This is a genomic window from Streptomyces sp. NPDC020875, from assembly GCF_040641415.1.
GTDB lineage: Bacteria > Actinomycetota > Actinomycetes > Streptomycetales > Streptomycetaceae > Streptomyces.
This window is the reverse complement of record NZ_JBFADP010000009.1, coordinates 112716-137587: the sequence shown is the minus strand read 5'-3', so window position 1 is coordinate 137587 and position 24872 is coordinate 112716. Positions and strand designations below refer to the sequence as shown.

The following is a 24872-nucleotide window of genomic DNA, read 5'->3' as shown; positions in this document are numbered from 1 at the left end:
GCGCGCCGGGTTCGGCCGCCGTCCGCGCACACTCCTCGGCGGCGGGGACGGCGGCAGGGGCCGTCTCCGTACCGGCCCCGGATACCAGGCCCGGCCGGTCCGCCGGTGGCGGGGGCTCGCAGGGCCGACAGCCGCCCGGCGTGTCGTCGCCGGACGCGCCGTCTCCCGCCCGCCGTTCGTATCGGGTCATCTCAGGCCGCCCCGTCCGCCGCGAGGGCCTCGGTCAGCAGGCACTGACGGCCCGCCGGAAGCGCTCCCCGGTTCCAGTGGAAGATCACCGCGTACGCGGCGGCCCGCCGGGGCCCCCGGATCGCCGTACCGGCCTCGAAGTACCCGGTACGCCATTCGTCGGCGGCCCGGCGGACGGCGGCCCGGTGCCGGTCGAGGGGTTCCCGCCAGCCGTCCGGGAGGGCGGCGAGCGCCTCGTCCCGGGGCCGGGCCCACCAGGCTCGGATGCCCTGTTCGGCGCGGCGCCGTTCGGTGTCGGCCGGGTCGGCGGGTGTGAGGGCGCGGCCGGTGTCGGACCGGACCGCCTCCCAGACGCCGCGGTGCTCCCAGCCCACGATGTGCAGTCCGGCGAGGAGTTCGCGGAGCAGCAGCAGGGAGATCCGCCACCCGGCGGGCGGCCGGCCCGGACCGTCGGCCGGCAAGCCCGCCGCCCGGTGGCAGTCGAGCCACGCCAGCGCGTCGGCGGTGAAGAGCCGGTGCACCCAGGGCATGGCCGCGTCGCCGCCGAAGAGATAGCTCTCGGGCTCGTAGACCGTGCCGACGGGAGGGGCGGCGAGCAGGCCCCGGTCGTACAGGGCACGGGTCCTGGCCAGCAGTTCGGCGCGGAGCGCCGGGGTGTCCGCCGGGTCGGCGGTCTGGAACCGGATCCGCAGCCCGGGGGGCTTGTGCATGAAGAAGAACTCCCGCGCCCCGGCGGCCAGCACCTCCCGGGCGAGGTCGGCGAGTCGGCCGTACAGCGGTGGCGGTACCGGGTAGCCGGAGAGCGGCAGATTGATCTGGACCCAGCTGTCCTCGGGATACACCTTCGTCTCCGGCGCCGTGCCCGTCATGCCTCCACCCCCTCGACCGGTGACCTTTGTCCGCGTGTCGTTCCTTCCCATAGAGTTAATTTCCTGATATCCGCAGCATTCAAACGGATGTCGGATTTAGTCATATAGTGCGAACAGTAGTACCGGATCCGGGAGTTGACCGGTCAGGCCGCTCGCCCGGCGGCCCGGACCGCCCCTCACCGGCGGATTCCGGCCGCCGCCGGTCCGTCGGAGCCGTATCCCCCGACACGCGCACGGCCGGGTCCGGCCCGTGCGAGTGGCCGGTTACAGTCTCCGGAAAACAGCTCGCCGCCCGTGTCGATCCGCGGCGCCCCCGTACGACCTAGGGGCGAGAGGGTCCGAACCACGGACCCGGATCGTCCGAGGAGCGGGACCATGAAGTACATGCTGATCATGAGGGCCACCGACGAGGCGTTCGCGAAGCTGGCCGGAGCCGACTTCGACGAGGTGCTCGCGACAGTCGGCCGGTACAACGACGAGATGATCCGGGCGGGGGTGCTGGTCGCGGCCGAGGGTCTCGACTCGGCCGCCGACGGGGTCGTGGTCGACTACGCGACGGATCCGCCGCTGGTCACCGACGGTCCCTACGGGGAGACCAAGGAATTGTTCGGCGGGTTCTACATCCTCAATGTGGCGTCGAAGGAGGAGGCCGTCGAGTGGGCCAGGCGCTCACCGATGACCGGCGCCGGATTCAAGACGGAGATCCGCCGGGTGACCACCATCGACGAATTCCCCCAGGACAACGAATGGGTACGGAAGGAACGGGCGTGGCGGGAGGCCACGGGCCAGCTCTGAACGGTGGGTCCGGCCCGCCCGCCCCCGCCGGGCGGACGGGCCGGGACGCCGTGGCCGCCGTCTGGCGGATCGAGTCGGCGCGGATCGTCGGCGCCCTCACGCGCTACACCGGCGATTTCGCGCTGGCCGAGGATCTCGCCCAGGAGGCGCTGGCGGAGGCGCTGGTGGCCTGGCCCCGGGAGGGCGTGCCCCGGCACCCCGCGGGCTGGCTGCTGACGGTCGGCCGACGGCGGGCGATCGACGCCTTCCGCCGCCGGGCCGCCCTCGACCAGCGGTACGCGGCCCTCGCCCGCGATCTGCCGGAGGGCGGCGCTGTCACGGGCGGCCCGGCCGTCGCCCCGCCGGACGACGGGGACGTCCCGTGGGATCCGGACCGGGTGGACGACGACGTACTGGCGCTGATGTTCACCGCCTGCCATCCGGTGCTGTCGAGGGAGGCCGGGGTGGCTCTGACACTGCGCGTGGTCGGCGGGCTGACCAGCGACGAGATCGCCCGCGCCTTCCTCGTGCCGACGGCGACCGTGCAGGCCCGGATCACCCGGGCGAAGAAGGCGCTGCGGGCGGCCGGGGTGCCGTTCGAGGTGCCGTCGGCGGCCGAACGCGCGGAACGCCTCGGCGCGGTCCTCGGCGTGATCTACCTGATCTTCACCCAGGGTTCGTCCGCCGCCACCGGCGACCGGGTGATCCGCTACGACCTGGCGGGCGAGGCCCAGCGGCTGGCCCGGGTACTGAGCCGCCTCGTCCCCGGCGAACCCGAGGCGCACGGCCTGCTGGCGCTGCTGGAACTGACGGCGGCCCGGTTCCCCGCCCGGGTCGGCCCCGACGGCGAGGCGGTCCTGCTGGAGCATCAGGACCGGCGCCGCTGGGACCGCTCGGCGATCCACCGCGGCCGGGCGGCCCTGACCCGGGCCCGACACCTCGCCCCCGGCCCGGGCGCCTACGGCCTCCAGGCCGCGATCGCCGAATGCCATGCCGTCGCCCCGTCGGTCGCCGAGACGGACTGGGAGCGGATCGTACGGCTCTACGACGCCCTGGCGCGGCTCGCCCCGTCGCCGGTGGTCGAGTTGAACCGCGCCGTCGCCGTCTCCATGGCCCGGGGCCCGGCCGAGGCACTGCCCCTGGTCGACCGGCTCGCCGCCGACGGCGCCCTGAAGGGCTCCCAGCTCCTGCCGACGGTCCGCGCCGAACTCCTCACCCGCCTAGGCCGCACGGCCGAGGCCCGTACCGAGTTCACCCGGGCGGCGGACCTGTGCGGCAACGCCCGCGAACGGGCCGTACTGGAGCGCCGGATCACGGAGCTGGACGAACCGGCCTGAGCCGGGTGGCGGGACCCGTGAAGGGGGAACGGCGGAACGGCCCGGCGGGCGCGGCCGCCGGTAAATCCCTGGCGCCGCCCTCCGCTTCGTGCCTACACTCGCGGGCGATGAATACTCCTTCCCTCAGCAGATGGGGGGTCCCGTACACCGTTGGTGAGTGCTGATGCCCACCGATGACGTGTACGAGGACACCTACCTCTCCTTCTGGCCCCGCGTCCGCCGTTACGCCGTGCCACCCTCCATGATCGAAACCGCGACCGCGCGCCGGGGCGCGGGTGACTGGGCGGGCGCGTGTGCCGCCGCGGGCGTCGATCCCGGCTTCCGGCCGCGTACCGTGGCCGGGACGCACGGCCGGGAGACCGCGGCCCGGGTCAACGCCGATCTCCGACGGCTGGCGCCCGATCTGCTCCGCTGGCACATGCCGAGGATCGCGCCCCACGGCGTACTGCGCCCGGGGGTGACCGTGGCGCTGGCGCGGTACGAGGGCGCGGCCCGGGACGGCACCGGGCCGCTGTACCTCGTGGCCCGTACGCCCCCGGCATGGGCGGATGCCGGTCAACGGATCGGCCTCGACCTCTGGGACGCCTCGCGGACCCGGGCCGGTACGGAACGACATCCGCACCCGCGGCCCGGCCCCCGCTTCCGGCTGGATCTGCACCGCCATCTCTGGGACGCGGACCGCAGCGCCGAACTGGCGGTCAGATCCGGAGCCCTCGCGTCGCCCGGCACCGACGGCGACCCCCGACTCCTCGATCCCCTGGGCCTGGTTCCGGCCGACGACCGGTTGGCCGTCGGCAGGTGGGCGGCCGAGGCCGAGTCGCTGCTGCGCGCGGAATGCCGGGCGCCCGGTGCCGTCGCGGTACGGACGGGGACCCGGCGGCTGCTGTTGGCGCCGGACCCGTCCGGGCCGCCGTCCGACGATCCGGCGACCCGCGGCGGGACCTGGTGGCGGGTGACCGCCGACACCGGGGGCGGAGGTGTCGCACCGGCCGTCCTCCCCGACGCGGCGACCTTCACCCCGCCGGACCTGGTGCTGCTACGGGCGGGACTGGTCACCGCCGACCAGCTCCATCCGCTGGTCGCGGCGGCGCTCGGACCCCGGCGCCAGGCCGGAGCTCCGGCCGGTCCCTCCGGGCCCGGGGAACGGGTCCGGTTCGTCGACTGCCGGGGCGGGCTCCACCGGATCGGCCTGGTCGACGGGGTGTTGACCCCGTTGGACCACGATCCGGCGGAGATCCGCCGGGAGGAGCTGCTGCTCGCCCTCGGGGGCCCTCCCCTGCCCTGTGTGGGTGCCGTCGACGACGCGTACCGCAGTCCGGAGGACCTGGACGACATCCGTGAACGGCTGCGGCACGGCGATACGGCCGGCGCGTTGACGGCCGTGGAGGAGTTGCTGGGGCCGGACGCCGCGCTACGGCCCGGCGCGCTGCGGGACGCCCTGCGGACGGCCGTACGCAGGCGGATCGACCACGGCCTCTACCGGGCGGGGCTGGCCGGGGACCATCCGGCCCCGCACACGACACCGGGGCCGCGCGCCCGGACGCGTCGCGGCGCTCGGCGGTCCGGGCCCGCCCGGTAGCCGGATCCCCCTCCGCTTCTTGCCCTACCCCGGCCTCTTCCTTTCTTCTTCCTCCTACGAGACCTCAGGTGATCGCAGCATGCCCGTCATCACTCCCTCCGCCGCACCGGACGCGTCCGCGCACCGTCCCGGTACCGCTCAGGACCGGCCCGCCGAACTCGATATCGCGGGCGAACTACTCGCACTGCTCCGGGACACCACGACCGAACCGCGCCCCGATGACCAATTGGAGGCGCTCACCCTGGCGGTGGCGGCCGATCTGCCGGTCCTGCTGTGGGGCGAGCCCGGTATCGGCAAGACCGCGGCGCTCACCCGGCTCGCGGACTCCCTCGAACTACCACTCACCACGGTCATCGCCAGCGTGCACGAACCGTCGGACTTCTCCGGGCTGCCCGTCATCGGGGCCGACCCCGCCGTGGACGGGGTGCCGATGGCGCCGCCGGACTGGGCGGTACGACTGGTCCGGGCGGGCCGGGGCCTCCTCTTCCTCGACGAACTGTCCACCGCGCCCCCGGCCGTCCAGGCGGCGCTGCTCCGACTCGTCCTGGAGCGCCGGATCGGCGCGCTGCGGCTGCCACCGGGGGTCCGGATCGTCGCGGCGGCCAATCCCCGCTCGTCGGCCGCGGACGGCTGGGAGCTGAGCCCACCACTGGCCAACCGGTTCGTCCATCTCCAGTGGACCCATGACCCCGAGGTGGTGGTCCGCGGACTCGGCGGGACCTGGCCCCGGGCGACCATGCCCCGGCTGAACCCGGCCGCGCTCCCGGAGGCCGTGGACTTCGCCCGTCGGGCCGTCTGCGGGCTGCTCACCGCGCGACCGGCACTCGTCCACCGGTTGCCGGGGGACGAGGTCCGGCGCGGCGGTGCCTGGCCCTCGCCCCGCAGTTGGGAGACCGCCCTGCGGCTGATCGCCTTCGCGACCGCCGCCGGATCCTCCCGGGACGTACTGTCCCTGCTGGTCAGGGGTGCCGTGGGAGACGGCCCCGGGTTCGAGCTGCTGGCGAGTCTGGACCGGCTCGATCTGCCGGACCCAGAGGAGTTGCTCGCCGACCCGGCCGGGGCCGCTCTGCCGGATCGCGGCGATCTGAGGCAGGCCGTACTGGACGCGGTGGTGGCCGCGGTGCGCAACCGTCCCGGGCGGGACCGCTGGGACGCGGCCTGGGCACTGCTGGTCCGGGCGGCGGAGACGGGCGCCCCGGACCTGGTCGTCGTTCCGGCGACCACCCTGGCCGCGCTCCGCAGGGACGACTGGGACGTCCCACCGGCGATCGAGCGGCTCGCCGGTGTGGTATCGCTCTCCCACCGGAGCGATCGGATCGCCGAGTCGTCGGCCGCCTCGCCCGGCACGGGCGGCCGGTGAGCGGGGACCGCACCGGCGCCGGGGAACGGCCGACGGTACGAGGCGGCTGGTCGGCGGTACCGGGAGCCGGGCCGGGGACACGGGAACACGGACCTCGGCTCGATACCGAGAAACTGTACGCGGCCCGGCTGTACGCGGCCCGGGTCCGGCCGTACCTGGCGACCGCCCTCTTCGCCCTGCACGTCGTGGAGTCGCGCCGGGTTCCGACGATGGCCGTCGACGCCCACTGGCGTTGCTATGTCTCCCCCGCCTTCGTCGCCGCGACCCCGGTCGAGGAACTGGCCGGGATATGGGTGCACGAGGTCTCGCATCTTCTCCGCGACCATCACGGCCGTGCCGACCGCCTGGCGCGTGAGCACGGCTTGGCCGGACCCGCCGACCGGCTGCGGATCAACATCGCCGCCGACTGCGAGATCAATGACGACGTGTACGGGGACGGTCTGCCGGTCCCGGGAGGCGTCGTCCTCCCGTCCGCCCTGAACCTGCGGCCGGGCGAGCTCATGGAGGAGTATCTGACCGGCCTCAGGAGTGTGCCCGCAGCGGATCAACTGGCCTGGTCGGACTGCGGCAGCGGCGCCGACGGGCTGGACCGGGAGTGGGATCTGGGCCCGGACGGCGCGCACGGTCTCAGTGTTCAGGAGCGGGACGGGATCCGGTTCCGGGTGGCGCGGGGGATCGTCGGCGCGCCGGGGGACGCCCCGCGCGGCTGGCGGCGCTGGGCCGAGGAGGTCTCCCATCCGCCGCAGCCGTGGCGGGAGTTGCTGGGCGCGGCGGTCCGTTCGGCGGCCTTCGGCGCCGGAGTGGGCTCGGACTACACCTACGGCCGGCCCGCGCGCCGGTCGGCGGGCGTCCCGGGTGTGGTGCTGCCGAGCATCCGGCACCGGCCGCCCCGGGTCACGGTGGTGGTGGATACCTCGGGGTCGGTCTCCGACGCGGAGTTGGGCAGCGCGCTGCTGGAGGTGGCCGCGATCGTGCGGGCCGTCGGCGGTCGGCGTGATCTGGTGTCGGTGGTCTCCTGCGACGCGGCGGCGCGGGTCGCGGCACCGCTGTGCCGGGCGGAGGGCATCGTCCTGATGGGGGGTGGGGGTACCGATCTCCGGTCCGGTTTCGCCACGGCGCTCGCCACGGGCCGGGCTCCGGATGCCGTGGTGGTCCTCACCGACGGCCAGACCCCGTGGCCCGCCCGGCGCCCGCCGTGCCGAACCGTCGTGGGGCTCTTTCCCCGTCCGTCCGTGCGAGGGCATGACGCGGATCCTTCCTGGCACGGGGACACCGACCCACCGGCCTGGGCGCGGGTGGTACGGATCGGTGACGGCTGACCGCGATCTCCCCGGTACGCCCCTGGGCCGGGGCGTCGTCCCGGCCCGGCCGGAACGGTCGGCCACCCGGTCAGTCGGCCGCGCCCTCGACGACGCTGAGGACCGCCGGGGTCGGGACGATTCGGGTCAGGCGCAGGCCGGCCGCCTCGAACAGGGTGCGGAAATCGTCCTCGGTGCGTTCCCGGCCCACCAGGGACGCCATCATCAGCAGATCGAGCGTCTTGCCCTGGTGGGGGCGGCCCTCCGGGGTGATCACGGCGTCGACGACCAGGACCCGGCCGCCGGGGGCCAGGGCGCGGCGGCAGTTGCGCAGCAGGGTCACGCTCTGGTCGTCCGTCCAGTCGTGGAGGATGCGCTTCAGGACGAGGAAGTCCCCGGCCGGGACCTTCTCGAAGAAGTCGCCCTCGGCGGTGGTCCAGCGGCCCGCGAGGTCGGCCGCCGGGCCGAGGCCGTGTCCGGCGAGGACGTGCGGCCGGTCGTAGAGCACCCCGGTCAGGCCGGGGGCGGTACGCAGGGCCGCGGCGAGGAAGCCGCCTCGGCCGCCACCGATGTCGACCACGGTCCCGGTGGCGGGGAAGCCGTAGGCGTGGGCGATCGGTCCGTCCTCGACGGAGGACATGGCCGCCATTCCGTCGTGGAAGACGGCCGCTGTCGCGGGGTCCCGGGCGAAGTGGTCGAAGAACGGTACGCCGAAGACCTCGGTGAAGACCGACTCACCGGTCCGCAGGCAGTGGTCCAGCCGGGCCGCGGGGTCCCAGAACGTGGGGTCGGTCAGCATCAGTACGGCGTCCCGCAGGGAGCCGGGGATCCCGCTCCGGAGCAGCGCGCCCCGCGTGGTGAGGGCGAACCGGCCCTCGGGGTCCTCGGTGAACAGGCCGCGGGTGACGAGCAGTCGGAGCACCCGGTGCAGGGCTCCGGCGTCCAGGCCGGTGGTCCCGGCGAGTTCGCGGGCGGTGCGCGGGCCGTCGGCGAGATGGTCCGCCACTCCGCAGGCGGCGACCGCCCGCAGCGCGGCCGGGGCCGCGTAGGCCAGCGCCTCGTCGATCAGTCCTGTCCCGTCGGCCACGCCCTGGTGCCGTTCCGTCATCGGGCCTCCCTCGATTGCCGTGTCGGCCGTGCCGCCCGTGCCCGCCGTGCCGATGTCGGAGTTCCGTTCCGGATCTCCGTGTCCGCAGTCTTCCCACCGGGCACACGGCTGTCGGCGCGATCGACGCAATACGGCGTGAACTCGCCATGCGGACGGAGTCAGCGCAGGAAGTCGGAGCACACATAGGGCCCGAGACGGGAGTCCGGAGAGCGCACGGTGACCCGGATGTCGTCCGTCCGTTTCGCCCCGCTGCCCTCGGTCACGGCTCTGGCCCGGGCGAAGCTGCACACCAGCTGGCCCATCAGATTCCGGTCCCGGGCGTCCGTGGGCGAGAGTTCGGGCTGGGGGATGTCGATCGAGACCGAATCCCCGTCGAACCGGGCGTCGTACCGGTCCTCGTAACTGTCCGGTCGGACCAGGGTCACCAGTCCGGCCTGCCGTTCCGCCCCGACCGGGCCGATCGTCAGCATCTTGATGACGGTACCGGGGAAGGAGAGGTCCTCGGCGGTCAGTTCGGGGCGCGGGACCGCCTCCAGCCGTCCGGTCGGGGAGACGAAGTAGAGCCGCATCCCCTTGGTGAGTCCGCCCGGGGCCTCGCCGCCGTCGAGTACGCCGGTGGGGCGTACCCCGCAGCCGGTGAGGAGGACCGTCAGCAGGGCGGTCAGCCCGATCCCGGCCGCTCGCCGGGTCCGGCGGCGGGGCGTGGCGCGTACCGGCGTCATCGGTCCTCCTCGCGGGCGGCGGGCGGGGGCAGTCGCAGGGTGAACACGGCTCCTCCGCCGGGGCGGTCGGCCGCGGTGACGGTACCGCCGTGCAGCCGGGCGTTCTCCAGGGCGATCGCGGTACCGAGACCGCTGCCCTCGGAGCGGGTACGGGCGCTGTCCGCCTTGTAGAAGCGGTCGAAGACATGGGGCAGGACGTCGGGCGGCAGTCCCGGCCCCCGGTCGGCGACCGTGACGGTCACCGCGCCGGGTGCGGCGGCCAGGGTGACCGTGACGGGCTCGGCCCCGTGCCGCAGGGCGTTGCCGACGAGATTGGCGACGATCACGTCGAGCCGCCGCCGGTCCACCGGCAGCACGATGCCGGGGCCGGGTTCGACGCCGACCCGGTCGGTCCAGCCGCGCAGCGACAGGGTGGCGCGGACGGCTTCGGCGAGGTCGGTCTCGGTGAGGTTGAGCCGGGCGGCGCCCGAGTCGAACCGTGACATCTCCATCAGGTCCTCCACCAGCCGGGCGAGCCGGGCGGTCTCCGCGGAGACGGTACGGGCGGCGCGCGCGGTGTCCGGCGGCAGGGAGGCGGCGTCCTCGTCGAGGACGGTGGCGACCATCGTCATCGCGGCGAGCGGGGTGCGCAGTTCGTGCGAGACGTCGGCGACGAAGCGCTTGGCGCGGGCGTCCTGTTCGCGCAGTTCGGTGACGGACGCCTCCAGCGCGTCCGCCGTCTCGTTGAAGTCCCTGGCCAGGTCGGCGAGTTCGTCCCGGCCCCGGACCCGGACCCGGGACGAGAGGTCGCCCGCGGCGTGCCGCCGGGTGGCCCGTACGAGGGCGCGGACCGGCCGCAGTACGGTTCCGGCGGCCAGCAGGGCGAGGGCCACGGCGAGCAGGACCACCGGCACCATCGCGTCCCGGACCGCGTCGAGGACGCCCGTGGTGTCCTCCAGTTCGGCCCGCAGCGAGACGACGGCGAAGACGTCGAGGCCGGAGGGGCGGGCGCCGTCGGCCGTGACGGGGGTCCCGACCACGAGATACGGGCCGCCGCGCCATTCGACCCGCTGGAAGCTGATCCGGTCCCGGGTGCGGACCGCTGCGCGGATCTCGGGGGTGATCCGGGTCCGGTCGGCGGCCGTGTCGGAGGACGCGGACTGGGACCGGTACTGGGTCACGACGAGCGCGTCGTCGCCGAGTCCGTCGGCGAGGCGGCCCGCGAGCCGGGCGAGGGAGACCTCGTCGGCCGGGACGTCGAAGTCGGCCGCGGCCTGTTCGACCCGGTTGCGGAAGTCCGTGAGGACCGCGTTCTGCTTCCGGTCGAGTACGGCGGCGCGGGACTCCCGGTAGGCGAACGCGGTCGCGGTGAGCCCGCTGACCAGGGCGACCAGTACGAAGGCGACGACGAGTCTGGTTCGCAGTCCGCCGAACCAGCGGAGCCGGGGCGGCCCGGGACGCCGGACTCCGGTACGGGTCTTTCCGGTGGCCGGTGGTGCGGCGGACACCGGCGCGCCGGGTGCCGTCCGGCCCTCGGCCGTCGGCGTGTCCGGTCCGGTGTCCGGGCCCGGTGGGCGATCGGCACCGGGCGGTACGCGCCCCTTCCGGCGGGCGGCGGCCGGTACGACGGCGTCCGCCGCCCCGCCCCGCGCCCGCGTGTCGGACCCCGTCCGGGTCCCGCCGCCCGGCGCGTCCGGTGCCGGTATCGCGTCTTCCGCCGCCCCCTGGCGCCCCGGATCGCCGGTCTCGGGCCGGGCGGGGACCGGCGCGCCGGGTCCCCGTACGCCGCTCCGCCGGAACAACCGGGGCCTCACAGCGGCCCGAAGCGGTAGCCGAAGCCCCGTACGGTCTGGATGAAGCGGGGCCGGGCCGGAATGTCCTCGATCTTGGCGCGCAGCCGGCCGACGGCCGCGTCGACCAGCCGGGAGTCCCCGAGGAAGCCGTGGTCCCAGACCGACTGGAGCAGTTGTTCCCGGCTGAACACCCGGGCCGGGGACGCGGAGAGTTCGAGGAGCAGCCGCATTTCGGTCGGGGGCAGCGCGATCGGGGTGCCGTTCTTGGTGACGGTGAGCCCGGCCCGGTCCAGGACGAGGCCCGCGTGGTTCTCGCCCCGGGCCGCCCGGACGGGTTCGGCGCGCCGTAGCGCGGCCCGGATCCGGGCCTCCAGGACGGGCGCGGTCACCGGCTTGACCACATAGTCGTCGGCGCCCGCCTCCAGCCCGCCGACGATGTCGGAGTCGTCGCCGCGCGCGGTGAGCATGATCACGGGGACGGTGGAGCCAGTGGCCCGCAGCCGTCGGCAGACCTCGAAGCCGTCGATGCCGGGCAGCATCAGATCGAGGACGGCGAGTTCGACCTCCGCGCCCGCCGGGCCGGTGAGCAGGGCGAGGCCGTCCTCACCGGTGGCGGCCGTGGCGACGTCGTAGCCGTGTCTGCGCAGCACCAACTCCATGCCGTCGCGTACGGAGACATCGTCCTCGATCAGCAGTACCTGGGCCATGGGGCCGATTATGCGTGACGGTTTCCGCTGTTCAGGCCGGTGGGAGCCGGTCGGGAGCCCGGACCCGGACATTGTTACGCGTTCATCATGCGGCGGTGCGGCGGCCGCCATCCACGAGGCGGAGGTTGCTGACATGAACCAGCACACCCCCGGCCGCGGCGCCGCCCGGGATCGGCTCGCCGTGCTCCTCGCCGTTCCCCTGCTCGTGCTCGCCGTGGCCTGCGGAGGCGGGGAGGGGGTCCGGGTCCACGACGGCGGGGAGTTCGCCTCCCTGCCCGCCGGACCGGCCCCGGTCACGGCCACGACCCCGGCCACGGCGGCGGCGGCCGGTGCGGGTGGGCCGTCGCCGCGGCCCGCCGCCGGGGGCCGGAGCGCCTTCTACGACGCGCAGCTCGTCTATGTCCGGTGCATGCGGACCGCGGGCGGGGTGGCGGACTTCCCCGACCCCCGGCCCGGCGGCCATCTCGACTACGCGCGGATCGACGACCTGGTGGACCCCGGGCGGCGGGGCGCGGAGTACCAGGGCGGCCGGAACGCGGTCTGTCTCCCGGAGCTGCGGGCCGCGGCGGCGCTGGCTCCGGCGCGGGACGCCCGGCGGGACTATGTGTCGCTGCTGGCCCACGCGGGGTGCATGCGGGCCAACGGGGTGCCCGAGTTCTCCGATCCCACGCTCTCCGGCGGCGAGGTGATCCCCGGCGGTGTCCCCCGTACCGCGAAGCACGCGACCGGCGTCGAGCGGCCCGGCTACGAACGGGCTCGCGACCTCTGCGCGAAGCAACTCGTCGACGGGCTCGGCGGAACCCAGTAACCCCGGCGGCGGACGTCCCGGGGTCCGGGCGGCTGCCCCGTCTCCGCCCGGCGCCCCGTCAGCCGGATCCCGGGATGCCGGTCGCCCGCAGTGCCCGGGCCAGGGCCGGTCCGATCACCGCGAGGGACGCCGGGGTCATCAGGGCGAGATGGCCAAAGTCCACCGGCACCACGGTGACCTCCCCGGTGACGTGGGGGCGCCAGCGGGCCGCCATCCCGGGTCCCGTGTCGCCCTCGGCCGAGGCGAACGCCAGCAGCGGGCCCTCGAAGACCCCGGCGGGCGTACCGGTCTCGGCCATCAGCCGGAAGAGGTTGCGGGTGACGTCCAGGACCCGGCCCCCCGCGCCCGCCGTCTCCGCCCGCTCCGCCGCGCCGCCGTCCCGGGCCACGGCGTGTACGTCGGCCGGTCCGGCCGCCGGGTCGTCGCGTCCGGCGCCGACGGGCCAGGAGTCGATCGCGGCGAGCAGCGCCACTTCGTGGCCGAGGGTACGGAGCCGTACCGCGAGGGAGTGCGCGACCGTGCCGCCGAAGGACCAGCCGGTCAGCAGATAGGGCCCGGCGGGCTGTTCGCCGGTGATCCGCCGCAGATAGTCGGCGACGAGCCCGTCGTAGCTGTCGGCGAGATCGTCCGTGCCGTCGAGACCGCGCGCCTGGAGGGCGAGGACCGGATGTTCCCGGGGGACGTACGGCAGCAGCCCCGTATAGCTCCAGCCGACGCCGCTGCCCGGGTGGACGCACCACAGCGGCGGCCCGGCGCCCTCCCGCAGCCGCAGCAGCGGGGCGAGGGCGGTCGGGCCCGCGGCCGGGCCGTCCAGCAGGCCCGCGACCGTGGGGCGGAGGAAGACCCGCTGGACGGTGAGGTCGACCCCGGCGGATTCCCGGGCCCGGCGGATGAGCCGCGGGACGAGGAGGGAGTGGCCGCCCAGTTCGAAGAAGTTGCCGTCGGCGCCCACCCGGTCCTCGGGGACGTCCAGGACCTCCGCGAAGACCGCGCGGAGCGCGGACTGCGCCGGGGTCAGCGGGGCGCGCCGACCGCTGTCCGGGGCCGGTCCCCCGTCCGGGCCGGGGCCGCCGGACGGCGGCGGGGGCAGGGCCGCCCGGTCGGTCTTGCCGTTGGGGGTGAGCGGCAGTCCGGCGAGGATCACCACCGCCGACGGGACCATGGGCGCGGGCAGGGTCTCGGCGAGCGCGCTCCGTAGCCGGGCCGGGTCGAGTGCGGCCGGGTCGCCGCCGGTGGGCACCGCGTAGGCCACGATCCGGCGGTCGTCGGCGGAGTGTTCGACGACGGTGGCGGCGCCCCGGGCGACGCCGGGCAGGGTGCCGATGGCGGCCTCGATCTCGCCGAGTTCGATCCGGTGGCCCCGGATCTTGACCTGGCCGTCGGCCCGGCCGATGAACTCCAGCTCCCCGGCGGGCAGCCGCCGGGCCAGGTCGCCGGTGCGGTACATCCGGGCGCCCGGCGGGCCGTAGGGGTCGGCGGTGAACCGTTCGGCGGTGAGGGCGTGCCGTCCGAGATAGCCGCGGGCGAGGCCCTGCCCGGCCACGTACAGCTCGCCCGTGACACCCGGCGGCACGAGGTTCAGCCACCGGTCGAGTACGAGGAGGCGGACCCCTTCGACGGGGTAGCCGAAGGGGACCGCCGCGGCGGGTGTGGGCTCGCCGGGCTCCAGCCGGAACTCGGCGCAGGTGACGGTGGTCTCGGTGGGGCCGTAGAGGTTGTGGACCCGTACCCCCGGGTGGCGGGCGCGCCAGCGGTCGAGCACCGCGCCGTGCAGCGCCTCGCCGCCGATCAGCAGGGAGTGGGCGGGTGCGGGGGCGCCGGGGAGCTGGTTCAGCAGCTCCAGATGGCCGGGGGTGACGGTCATCAGGGTCGGTGGTGTCCCGGCTCCGCCGTCGCCGGGCCGCAGGGGGTCGGCGAACCGGACCAGCCCGCCGCTGATCAGCGGGGTGAGCAGACCGGGCAGGGCGCCGTCGAAGGCGACGGAGAGTCCGGCCAGGCTCACCCCGGACGCGGCGGGGTAGCGGTCCCGGCAGTTGCGGATGTAGGCGGCGATGGCGCCGTGTTCGACCACGACGCCCTTGGGGCGGCCGGTGGAGCCCGAGGTGTAGACGACGTACGCCGGGTGCGCGGGCCGCAGGGATTTCGCCGGGTCGGGTCCGTACGGGCGCTGCGCGGCGGCGGCCGGGGCACGGTCGGCGTCGGCCGCCTCGACGGCCTCGTCCCGGCCGTTCTCGGGAAGGGGCCCGGCCGGGTCCAGTACGGGCCGGCCGCCGTGGACGGCGGCGGGTGTCCCGGCCCGGGCCAGCAGCAGCCGGGGGGCGGCGTCCCCGACCAGGAACGCGAGGCGCCGTTCGGGGTGCTTCGGGTCGAGCGGTACGTAGGCGGCGCCGGATTTGAGGACCGCGACGAGAGCCACGACCAGGTCGGTACCGGGCGGCAGCAGGACCACCACCCGGTCCTCGGGTCCGATGCCGCGCCGGGTCAGTTCCCGGGCCAGCCGTTCGGCCCGGGCGTCCAGTTCGCCGTAGGCGAGCCGGTCGTCGCCGCGTTCGACGGCGGGGGCGTTCGGGGTACGGGCCGCCTGGTCGGCGAGGAGTTCGGGGAGCAGGGGTCCCCCGGGTGCGGCGGGCGGTCCGCCGGTGAGCAGTTCGGCCCGTTCGGCCGGGGTGAGCAGTTCCACGGCGCCGATCCCGGTGTCGGGTTCGGCGGTGCAGGCGGTCAGCAGCCGGACGTACCGGTCGGCGAGCCTTCGTACGGTCGGCGGGTCGAAGAGGTCGCGGGTGAACTCCACCGATCCGGTCATTCCTGCGGCCCGTTCGCGGTCCCCGGCGCGGCGCTGCCGGAGGTGGACGGAGAGGTCCATCTTGGCGTCGGCGTCGAGTACGGGTTCCACGGCCGCCTCGATCCCGGGGAGTTCGGGGACGGCGTCGATGTCGTCGACCAGGCTGAGTCCGACCTGGAAGAGGGGGTTCCAGGCGGCGGAGCGGACCGGGCGGAGGGCTTCGACCAGCCGGGCGAAGGGCACGTCCTGGTGGGCGTAGGCGGACAGGTCGGTCTCCCGGACCCGGGCCAGCAGTTCGCGGAAGGTGGGGTCGCCGCCGGTGTCGGTTCGCAGGACGAGGGTGTTGACGAACATGCCGACGAGGCCGTCGAGTGCTTCGTCGGTGCGTCCGGCGACGGCGGAGCCGATGGGGATGTCGGTTCCGGCGCCGTGCCGGGTCAGCAGGGCGGCCAGGGCGGCCTGGAGCACCATGTAGAGGCTGGCGCCCTCGCGGCGGGCGAGGTCGAGCGCCGCGCGGTGGGTGTCGGGGCCGATGGTGAGGGGGACGGAGCCGCCGCGGTAGCTCGCGGCGGCGGGCCGGGGCCGGTCGGCGGGGAGTTCCAGCCGGTCGGGGAGGCCGTGGAGGGTCCGCCGCCAGTAGTCGAGCTGGCGCCGGGCCGGGCTGTCGGGGTCGTCCTCGTCGCCGAGGAGTTCCCGCAGCCAGAGGGTGTAGTCGGCGTACTGCACCGGGAGGGGTTCGAGGTCGGGGGCGCGGCCCCGGGTCCGGGCCGTGTAGGCGTGGGCGAGGTCGCTCAGCAGGGGTGCCACGGACCAGCCGTCGGCGGCGATGTGGTGGAGCAGGACGAGCAGGACGTGTTCCCGCTCGCCGAGGACGAACAGGTCGGTGTGGAGCGGGGGGCGCCGGGTGAGGTCGAACGGCCGGCGCAGGGCCGTGTCGAGGGCCGTGCGCAGTCCGGCCTCGGTGACGGTGGTGGTGCGGAGTTCGGGGCGGGCCTCGGCGGGTTCGAGGATGTGCTGGTACGGCTCCGTCTCCGGGTCCTCCGGGTCGGGGAAGACGGTCCGCAGGCTTTCGTGGCGGGTGACGAGGTCGGCGAGGGCGGCGGCGAGGGCGGCCCGGTCCAGGGCGCCGCGGAGCCGGTAGCCGAGGGCGATGCGGTAGCCCGTACCGCCGTCGAGCCGGTCGAGGAAGAGGATCCGGGCCTGGGCGTCGGAGAGGGGGATCACCGGCCGTCCTCCGTCCGGTTCCGGCGGCGCAGTACGGGGCGGCGCGGTCCGCCGGTGCCCGGTTCGGGGAGGGCGGCGGCGAGCGCGGCCGGGGTGGGGGCCTCGAAGACGGCGCGGACGGCGACCTCGATGTCGAGGACGGTACGGATCCGGCTGGTGAGCCGGGTCGCGAGCAGGGAGTGGCCGCCGAGTTCGAAGAAGGACTCGTCGGCGCCGACCCGGTCGAGGCCGAGGAGTTCGGCGAAGAGTCCGCAGAGGGCCTTCTCGCGGGGGGTGCGGGGTTCCAGCAGTCCGGTGCGGCGGGAGAAGTCGGGTACGGGCAGCTCCCTGCGGTGGATCTTGCCGCTGAGGGTGAGCGGCATCCGGTCGAGGAAGACGGTGGCGGACGGCAGCATGAAGTCGGGGAGCGACGCGGCGGCGAAGGCCCGTAGCGCGGCTTCGCCGAGTTCGGTCCCGGGGCGTGCCACGACATAGGCCACCAGCCGTTTGCCCGCGCCGGGTGTGCCGTCGTCGCGGACCACGACGGCGACCTGGGCGACGTGTTCGTGGCGGGCGATGACGGATTCGACCTCGCCGGGTTCGACCCGGAAGCCGCGTACCTTGACCTGGTCGTCGGTGCGCCCGGCGAAGGCCAGCAGGCCGTCCTCGGTCCAGCGGACCACGTCGCCGGTGCGGTACATCCGGGATCCGGCCGGGCCGAAGGGGTCGGCGACGAACCGGCCCGAGGTCAGGCCGGGGCGGGCCCAGTAGCCGCGGGCCAGGGCGGTCCCGGCGATGTACAGCTCGCCCTTGACGCCGGGGGGTACGGGCCGCAGCCACGGGTCCAGTACGTGGAGGCGGGTGTTCCAGATCGGGCCGCCGATGGGGGCCGTGGTGGACTCCCATCCGGGCAGGGCCTCGGCGGGGAGCGCGAAGGCGGTCACCAGATGGGTCTCGGTGGGGCCGTAGAGGTTGTGCAGCCGCCGTCCGGGCCGCCGGGCGAGGAAAGCCCGCAGCCGGGGGGTGAGCCGGAGGGCTTCGCCGCCCTGGCTGAGGTCGCGCAACGCGGGCAGGTCGAGGCCCTGTTCGAGGGCGGCGTCGGCGATGGCCTCCACCATCACCTGGGGGGCGCAGATCTCGTGTACGGCGTGTTCGTCCAGCCAGCGGGTGAGGGCGGCGGCGTCGCGGCGTACGTCGGCGTCGGGCACGGCGACCTGTTTGCCCGCGGTGAGGGGTTCGATGATCTCCCAGGCGGAGACGTCGAAGCTGAAGGCGGAGAACTGGGCGACCGGTCCTTCGGGGGCGGTCTCCTGGTCCCGGGCGATCCATTCGGTGTGGCAGTGGACCAGGTTGACCATGGCTCCGGAGACCATCGTCACGCCCTTGGGGGTGCCGGTGGAGCCCGAGGTGTGGATGACGTAGACGGGGGTTTCGGGGCGCAGTGGCGAGGTCCGTTCGGCGTCCCGGACGTCGTCGGCGGGGCGGGCGTCGATCCGGTTCCGTACGGCGGGGTCGTCGAGGTCGATCCGGGGTGTCCCGGCGGGTGCGGTGACGGGGGTGTTCGTGGTGGTGAGGAGGGCGGTGGGGCGGACGTCGTCGAGGAGGAACGCGACGCGTTCGGCGGGGTAGCCGGGGTCGAGCGGCAGATAGGCGGCACCGGCCTTGAGGACGGCCCAGACCGCGGCGATCAGATCGGGTGAGCGGGGCAGGGCGATGGCGACGACCTGTTCGGGGCCCGCTCCCCGGGCGATGAGTTCCCGGGCGAGCCGGTTGGCCCGGGCGTTGAGCGCGGCGTACGAGAGCCGTTCACCGGCGGCGGTGACGGCGGGGCGCCCGGGGTCGCGGGCGGCCCAGGACTCCAGCATGGCGGGGAGTGTGGTCGCGGGGACGGGGTGTCCGGTGGCGTTCCACCGGGTGAGGACGCGGTCCCGTTCGCCCGGTCGGAAGAGGTCGAGGGCGCTGAGCCGGGTGTCGGGGTGTTCGGTGACGGCGCGGAGCAGCAGGAGCAGCCGGTCGGCGAGGGCGTGGATGGTGGCGGTGTCGAAGAGTTCGGTACTGAAGTGGACGGCGCCGCCGAGTCCGGCGGGCCCGTCGGCGGCGGGTGACGTGTCGTCGAGTTCGATCACCAGGTCGAAGGGGGTGGTGCCCTTCTCGACGGGTTCCCGGCGGGCGGTGACGCCGGGCAGGTCGAGCCGTCCGGCGCGGGTGTTCTGGAGGACCAGCATGACCTGGAAGAGGGGGTGGCGGGCCGGGGTGCGGTCCCGGACCAGTTCTTCGACCAGGGTTTCGAAGGGGATGTCCTGGTGGGAGAGGGCGTCGAGGGTGGCCTCCCGTACCCGGCCGAGGAGTTCGGTGAAGGTGGGGTCGCCGGTGAGGTCGGTCCGGAGGACGAGGGTGTTGCTGAAGAAGCCGACGAGTTCTTCGAGGGCGTCGTTGCCGCGTCCGGCGGTGGGGAAGCCGATGGGGATGTCGTCCCCGGCGCCGACTCTGCCGAGCAGGGCGGCGAGCGCGGCCTGGACCACCATGAAGAGGCCGGCGCCCCGCTCCCTGGCCAGGGCGTCGAGCGCGCGGTGGAGCGCGGCGGGGACGGTGAGGGGGATCGAGGCGCCCCCGGAGGTGGCGGTCGCCGGGCGGAGCCGGTCGAACGGCAGGTCGATCTCGTCGGGGAGTTCGGCGAGGGCCGTCCGCCAGTGGGCGAGCTGGCGTGCCGTGACGCTGCCGGGGTCGGTGGCGGTGCCCAGCAGGTTCCGCTGCCAGAGGGCGTAGTCGGGGTACTGCACGGGCAGCGGCGGCAGGGTGGGGGCGCGTCCCTCGCGGCGGGCGGTGTACGCCTCGGAGAGGTCGCGGAGCATGGGCCGGTGGGAGGAGCCGTCCCCGGCGATGTGGTGGATCACCAGCAGCAGGACGTGTTCGTCGGGGCCTTCGGCGATGAGGGTGGCCCGGAGCGGGAGGTCGCGGTCGAGGGCGAACGGGAGCCGGGTGAGCCGGGTCAGCTCCGCCGCGAGCCCACCGGGCGCGACGGCGGTCACGGCGGACAGGGGGACGACGGGGAGCGGGAGTTCGGCTTCGGCGGGGTCGAGGACGTGTTGGCGGGGCTCGCCGTCGGTGGCGGGGAAGACGGTGCGCAGCGCCTCGTGCCGGGCGACGAGGTCGCGGAGGGCGGCCCGGAGGGCGGGGACGTCGAGGGGGCCGGTGAGCCGGAGCGCCATCGGCTGGTGGTAGGTGGCTTCGTCGCCGCCGAGCTGGTGCAGGAACCAGAGCCGGGACTGGGCGTGGGAGAGGGGGATCCGTTCGGGGCGTACGGCGCGGACGGGTCCGGACGGCGTCCGGGTGTCCGGGCCGGTCCCGGCGGGCCCGGGGGGCGTGTTCCGTACGGTGCCGGTGGTGCGGGTGATCTCGTCGAGCCGGGCGGCGAGGGCGGTGACGGTGGGTGATTCGTAGACCGTGCGGATACCGGTCTCCAGGCCGAACTCGGTCCGGATCCGTCCCAGCAGCCGTCCGGCGGACAGGGAGTGGCCGCCGAGGGCGAAGAAGTCGCCGTCGGCGCCGATCCGCTCCGGTTCGATGCCCAGGACTTCGGCGAAGACGGCGCGCAGGGTCTCTTCGGTGGGCCCGGCGGGCGGCCGTACGGCCGTTCCGTCGCCGGGGTCGGGCGCGGGGACCGTCAGGGCGGCCCGGTCGACCTTGCCGTTGGGGGTGAGGGGGAGCCCGGCGACGACCACGATCCGGGCCGGGACCATGGCGGCGGGCAGCACGGCGGCGATCTCGTCGCGGACGGCCGCCGGATCGGGGTCGGTACCGGTGGCCGGGACCACGAATCCGGTGAGCCGGGTGCCCGTACCGTCGTCTCGGGCGACGGCCGCCGCGCGGGCCACGCCCCGGCAGCCGGTGAGGGCGGCCTCGATCTCGCCGAGTTCGATCCGGACGCCGCGTACCTTGACCTGGCCGTCGGCCCGGCCGATGAACTCCAGTTCCCCGGCGGGCAGCCGGCGGACCAGGTCGCCGGTGCGGTACATCCGGGTGCCGGGCGGCCCGTAGGGGTCGGCGGTGAACCGTTCGGCGGTCAGGGCGTACCGGCCGAGATAGCCGCGGGCCAGTCCGGCGCCCGCCAGATACAGCTCGCCCGCGACCCCGTCGGGGACGGGCTGGAGAGCGTCGTCGAGGACGTACGGCACGGTGCCCGGCACGGCCCGGCCGATCGGCGGATCGGTGCCCCGGGCGGGGGCCGTACAGCAGTGGCGGGTGGCGTCGACGGTGGCCTCGGTGGGGCCGTACGCGTTCCACAGCGCGCGGTCGCCGGTGGCCCAGCGGTCGACCTCGGCGGCGGGCAGCCGCTCGCCGCCCGCGGACATCAGCCGCAGGGCGGGCAGCTCGTCGGGCCGCAGCGGTGGCAGGGCGCCGGGGGTGAGATGGGCGACGGTGACGCGTTCCCCGGCGAGCAGGGCCTGGAGGGCGTGGGGGTCGACCCGCTGGTCCTCGTCGGCGAGGACGATGGTCGCGCCCGCGGCGAGCGGGATGAAGAGGCCGATGACGGAGGCGTCGAAGGTGAAGGAGTGCCAGGCCAGGACCCGGTCGTCGGGCCGGAGTCCGTGGTGCCGGGCGGTGCCGCGGACGAAGAGGGCGAGGGAGCCGTGGGTGACGACGACGGCCTTGGGGCGGCCGGTGGAGCCGGAGGTGTAGAGCGCGTAGGCCGGGTGTCCGGGGCGGAGCGGGGCCGTCAGCTCGGCGGCTGTGACGGGGGTGTCGGGTACTTTTTCGGCCGCTTCGGCGGCCGGGTCGTCGAGGATCAGCAGGGGGGTCCCCGGCCGTACGGCGGTGATCCGGCTCGCGAGCGCGGCGACGGTGACCACCACGGCGGGGGCGCAGTCGTCGAGGGCGTGGGCGATCCGCTCGGCCGGGTGGCCGGGGTCGAGGGGGACCTGGGCCGCGCCCGCTGTCAGGACGGCGGCCATGGCGACCACCGCGTCCGGGGTCCGGGGCAGCAGCAGGGCGACGTACCGTTCGGGACCGGCGCCGCGGGCGATCAGCCTGCGGGCGAGCCGGGCGGCGCGGGCTTCGAAGGCGGCGTACGTGAGCGTCGCCGGGCCCTGGACGACGGCGGGGCGGTCCGGGTCCCGGGCGGCGCCCGCCGCGAGGAGTTCGGGCAGGACGGTGAGGTCTCCGGGCGCCGCCGGTTCGCCCCGGCCCCGGGTCAGGGCCCGGGTGTGTCCGGTGGGGGTGAGGAGTCCGATCCGGCCGGCGGGGGTGTCGGGCGGCGCTTCGGCGAGCCGGTGCAGCAGGTCCGTCAGCCGGGTGGTGTGGCCGTGCTGTTCGGTCCGGCTGTGGAGCCGGGGGTCGGCGTCGAGCACCAGCCGCATCCCGCCGTCGGGCTCCTGGTCCCAGAGGGTGAGGCCGAGGTCGTGGAAGGGTCCGGTGGAGAGGTTGTGCGTGGTGTAGCGGCCCGGTCCGAAGGTGCCGTGGCGGGTGAAGGGGATGACGTTGACGGACATCGACCACAGGGCGTCGCCGGGTACGGTCCCCAGATCGCGGCCGAGGTCCTCGGAGCGGTAGCGCTGGTGCCAGAAGGCGGTGCTGACCCGGCGGGACGCCTCGGCGACGAGCTGCCGCAGCGGAGTGCCGGGCCGGACGGTGAGCGGGATCGGTACGACGTTCGACATCATGCCGGGGACGGCGGGGGTACCGGGCCGTCCCGGGGGCGCGGTGTCGAGGTCGCGGCCGGGGACGGCGAAGCCCACCACGACATCCCGTTCGCCGGTGAGGCGGGAGACGTAGAGCGCGGTGGCGGCGACCACGAGCCGGGCCGTTCCGGTCCGCAGCCGCGCGGCGGCGTCCCGCAGCCGGGCGGCGTCGGCGGGGGCGACGGCGGTCTCCTGCCGTCGGCGGTCCCGGGCCGGTCCCCGGGGGCGCCGTCCGCCGGGGCTGCGGGGGACGGGGCGTCCGGCCAGTGTGTCGAGCCAGTAGGCCCGGTCCTCGGTGAACTGCCCGGACTCCCGGTAGGCGGTCTCGCGCTCGAAGAGGGTCCGCAGCGGCGGGAGGGCGGGCTCCGGTACGGGGCGGCCATCGGCGAGCGCCGTGTAGATCCGAGCCAGCCGGTCGCCGAGGGCGGCGTAGCTCAGGCCGTCGCAGACGATGTGGTGGCAGCCCCGGTAGAAGAGATGGCGGTCCGGGGCGAGGGAGAGGAGCGCCTGGGTCACCAGGGGGCCGGTCAGCGGGTCCCTTAATCGCGCCAGGTCGGCCCGCATCCACTCCAGGGCCGCCGCGCGGGGGTCGGGCTCGTCCCGGACGTCGACGACGACCAGCGGGTCGTCCGGCGGCGGGCCGACGGACTGGACCGGGCGGCCGTCCTCCTCGTGGAAACGGAGCCTCAGGGTCTCCGCCTCGCCGGTCAGCCGCCGGACCGCCGTCCGGAACAGCCCGGTATCGAGCGGCGCGGTGATGTCGAGGTATTCCCCGACGTTGAGGACGGAGCTGTCCGGATCGAATTTCTGGGCGTACCACATGCCCTGCTGACCGGCCAGCAGACGCAGACGTTCCACTCGGCGCTCCGGCAACTCACACCTCTAATCCATGACATGGCGGATGGCGGCACGGAAGAACGGACGACATGCGGCACAAGCCGCGAGGAACGGCGGAGGAAGCCCCGGGGAACGACGGGGGAACGACGGGTCACATCACGGGAAGCGGAGTTCGCGGTGAAGTCCCGGCCGCCCCGGCGGGCATGGATGTACGAGACATCCGCCGCCCCGGCCCTACCTCGGGGAAAAGCCGGGCCGGCCGCGCGGGCGACATCGCCGGACGATCCGGCGGTCACCCGGCGGCGGCCGGAACCGGACCCGAACCCGTGTACGCCCACCCCGATACGGTGTTTCGCGTTTCACTGCGTTCCCCGTTCTGGTGACGACGGCAGCCGTCTGCCTGAGGCGGTCACGGGCAGAGAAGTGGACACAGTGTCACCTGACGCCCAACAAAGGGCAAGACCCTCCGCTGACCATGGTGATCGCGCCACCCCGGGGCCGCCGCCCGGTTCCGCGCCCCTCTCGACAAGGGCACGTCGGCTGGGCATCCTGGCCCTTTGCCGACAGGATTTCGGGCCAATCGCCGTCCGGGGCGGAGGGAGTACGGGCAGCGCCGCACCGGGCGCCGAGTTCGGCCGGCAAACGGCGGTTTGCCGCCGTGACACCCCGGGGGAGAATTCCTTTCGACCCGCAGGGGGCAACTGACTTCCGCGTTTCCGGCCGTCCGCCGACTCCGTACCAGGAGCGGCCCGGCAGTTCTCCGCACAGTGCTTTCTCCGGCCCGACGGGCCCATCCGGATAGCGAACAACTGGGAGCGAGCGGACATGTCTCTTCAGAACGCCGAAAGAGCAGTGGCACATATCTATAATTCAGCCGTCGCGGCCTCGGCCATCAGCGCCGCCTGGGAACTGGGCGCCCTCGACGAGCTGAAATCGCGGGGTGCCCTCGACATCGCCGCCTTCGCCACCGAACACGGGCTCGACTTATCCGCGACGACCGGGCTCTTTCGCGCCCTGGCCGCGGTGGACATCGTCGAACGCGCCGACAACAAGGTGACCCCGGCCGGAAACTTCGACGAGGTGTTCCGGACCCGCTCCTTCTTCCACTGGCTCGCCCGGGGCAGCGCCGAAGTCTTCCGCCGGATGCCCGAGCTGCTTCCCGAACGCAACCGGACGGGCGACTACTACCAGCGGGACAGCGCCGCCATCGCGGTCGCCTGCCGGGAGATCAGTTCCTTCTGCTACGACCCCTGGTTCGACCAGGCCCTCGACGGGCTCGGCTTCGAGCCGGGGGTCGTCGCCGATCTGGGCTGCGGCAGCGGTGAGCGGGTACTCCAGGTACTGCGCCGCCACCCCCGGGCCCGGGGGGTCGGTATCGATATCGCCGCGCCCTCCCTGGAGGTCGCCGCCGACGCCGCCGACCGGGCCGGATTCGCCGATCGGGTCTCCTTCGTCCAGGCGGATGTCCGGACCATGACGGCCCGCCCCGAGTTCGCCCGGGTGGAGCTGCTGACCTGCTTCATGATGGGCCATGACTTCTGGCCCAGACCCCGGTGCGTCGAGACACTGCGAAGACTGCGTGAACTCTTCCCCGGCACCCGGCGGTTCCTGCTCGGCGACGCCACCCGCACGGTGGGCGTCGCCGACCGGGATCTGCCGGTCTTCACCCTGGGCTTCGAGGTCGCCCATGACCTCATGGGCACCTTCATCCCCCGGGCGGAGGACTGGGAGTCCGTCTTCGCCGAGGGCGGCTGGCGGGTACGGCGGAAGTACGCGATCGATATCGCGGTCGGCGAAGTGATCTACGAGCTGGAACAGCTCTGACCGGCCCGGCACCGACCGAAAGGGA

Annotated in this window: 14 protein-coding genes; 7 read left to right on the top strand and 7 right to left on the bottom strand. The window is 74.7% G+C overall.

All coding sequences use genetic code 11. The features are described 5' to 3' along the window. Positions 1–191: 191 nt before the first annotated feature. Positions 192–1058, bottom strand: coding sequence for a thiopeptide-type bacteriocin biosynthesis protein (locus AB0G74_RS07715; protein ID WP_361141762.1), 867 nt, complete (start codon positions 1056–1058; stop codon positions 192–194). 375 nt (positions 1059–1433) lie between these two features. Between AB0G74_RS07715 and AB0G74_RS07710 the strand changes: the two genes are divergently transcribed. The 5 genes from AB0G74_RS07710 to AB0G74_RS07690 all read left to right on the top strand — a co-directional run bounded on the left by AB0G74_RS07710 (position 1434) and on the right by AB0G74_RS07690 (position 7427). Further along, positions 1434–1853 carry a YciI family protein gene (locus AB0G74_RS07710; protein WP_361141760.1) on the top strand — a complete coding sequence of 140 codons (420 nt, stop codon included), beginning with the start codon at positions 1434–1436 and terminating at the stop codon, positions 1851–1853. After that, the gene (locus AB0G74_RS07705) at positions 1826–3169 is read left to right on the top strand and encodes a DUF6596 domain-containing protein (RefSeq protein WP_361141759.1); all 1344 of its coding nucleotides are present in this window, start codon (positions 1826–1828) and stop codon (positions 3167–3169) included. The genes AB0G74_RS07710 and AB0G74_RS07705 overlap by 28 nt, the downstream gene beginning before the upstream one ends. A gap of 163 nt (positions 3170–3332) precedes the next feature. Continuing rightward, positions 3333–4748, top strand: coding sequence for a hypothetical protein (locus tag AB0G74_RS07700; protein ID WP_361141757.1), 1416 nt, complete (start codon positions 3333–3335; stop codon positions 4746–4748). A 79-nt stretch (positions 4749–4827) separates the two neighbouring features. Next, positions 4828–6108: a MoxR family ATPase gene (locus AB0G74_RS07695; RefSeq protein ID WP_361141755.1), complete on the top strand. Its 1281-nt coding sequence runs from the start codon at positions 4828–4830 to the stop codon at positions 6106–6108. A gap of 113 nt (positions 6109–6221) precedes the next feature. Continuing rightward, complete coding sequence (locus AB0G74_RS07690) at positions 6222–7427, top strand: VWA-like domain-containing protein (RefSeq protein ID WP_361141802.1); 1206 nt, start codon at positions 6222–6224, stop codon at positions 7425–7427. A 70-nt stretch (positions 7428–7497) separates the two neighbouring features. Here AB0G74_RS07690 and AB0G74_RS07685 read toward each other — a convergent pair whose 3' ends face one another. The 4 genes from AB0G74_RS07685 to AB0G74_RS07670 form a co-directional block, all read right to left on the bottom strand. Beyond that, on the bottom strand, positions 7498–8514 hold the full coding sequence (locus AB0G74_RS07685; RefSeq protein WP_361141753.1) for an ArsR family transcriptional regulator: 1017 nt from the start codon (positions 8512–8514) through the stop codon (positions 7498–7500). Positions 8515–8672: 158 nt separating this feature from the next. Then, positions 8673–9236 (bottom strand): hypothetical protein, encoded by a 564-nt coding sequence (locus AB0G74_RS07680; protein WP_361141751.1) that lies wholly within the window; start codon positions 9234–9236, stop codon positions 8673–8675. Further along, positions 9233–10639, bottom strand: a complete 1407-nt coding sequence (locus AB0G74_RS07675; protein WP_361141800.1) for a HAMP domain-containing sensor histidine kinase — start codon at positions 10637–10639, stop codon at positions 9233–9235. The genes AB0G74_RS07680 and AB0G74_RS07675 overlap by 4 nt, the downstream gene beginning before the upstream one ends. 386 nt (positions 10640–11025) lie before the next feature. Next, a complete protein-coding gene (locus tag AB0G74_RS07670) occupies positions 11026–11715 on the bottom strand; it encodes a response regulator transcription factor (RefSeq protein WP_361141749.1) in 690 nt (229 codons plus the stop codon). Positions 11716–11848: 133 nt separating this feature from the next. Between AB0G74_RS07670 and AB0G74_RS07665 the strand changes: the two genes are divergently transcribed. Further along, positions 11849–12523, top strand: a complete 675-nt coding sequence (locus AB0G74_RS07665; protein ID WP_361141747.1) for a hypothetical protein — start codon at positions 11849–11851, stop codon at positions 12521–12523. A gap of 58 nt (positions 12524–12581) precedes the next feature. Here the strand turns inward: AB0G74_RS07665 and AB0G74_RS07660 are convergent, their stop codons facing one another. Continuing rightward, positions 12582–16529: an amino acid adenylation domain-containing protein gene (locus AB0G74_RS07660; protein WP_361141745.1), complete on the bottom strand. Its 3948-nt coding sequence runs from the start codon at positions 16527–16529 to the stop codon at positions 12582–12584. Beyond that, positions 16526–23044 carry an amino acid adenylation domain-containing protein gene (locus tag AB0G74_RS07655; RefSeq protein WP_361141743.1) on the bottom strand — a complete coding sequence of 2173 codons (6519 nt, stop codon included), beginning with the start codon at positions 23042–23044 and terminating at the stop codon, positions 16526–16528. The genes AB0G74_RS07660 and AB0G74_RS07655 overlap by 4 nt, the downstream gene beginning before the upstream one ends. An 804-nt stretch (positions 23045–23848) precedes the next feature. On the opposite strand from AB0G74_RS07655, the gene AB0G74_RS07650 reads away from it, so the two are divergent. Next, the gene (locus AB0G74_RS07650; protein WP_361141741.1) at positions 23849–24847 is read left to right on the top strand and encodes a class I SAM-dependent methyltransferase; all 999 of its coding nucleotides are present in this window, start codon (positions 23849–23851) and stop codon (positions 24845–24847) included. Positions 24848–24872: the final 25 nt, after the last annotated feature.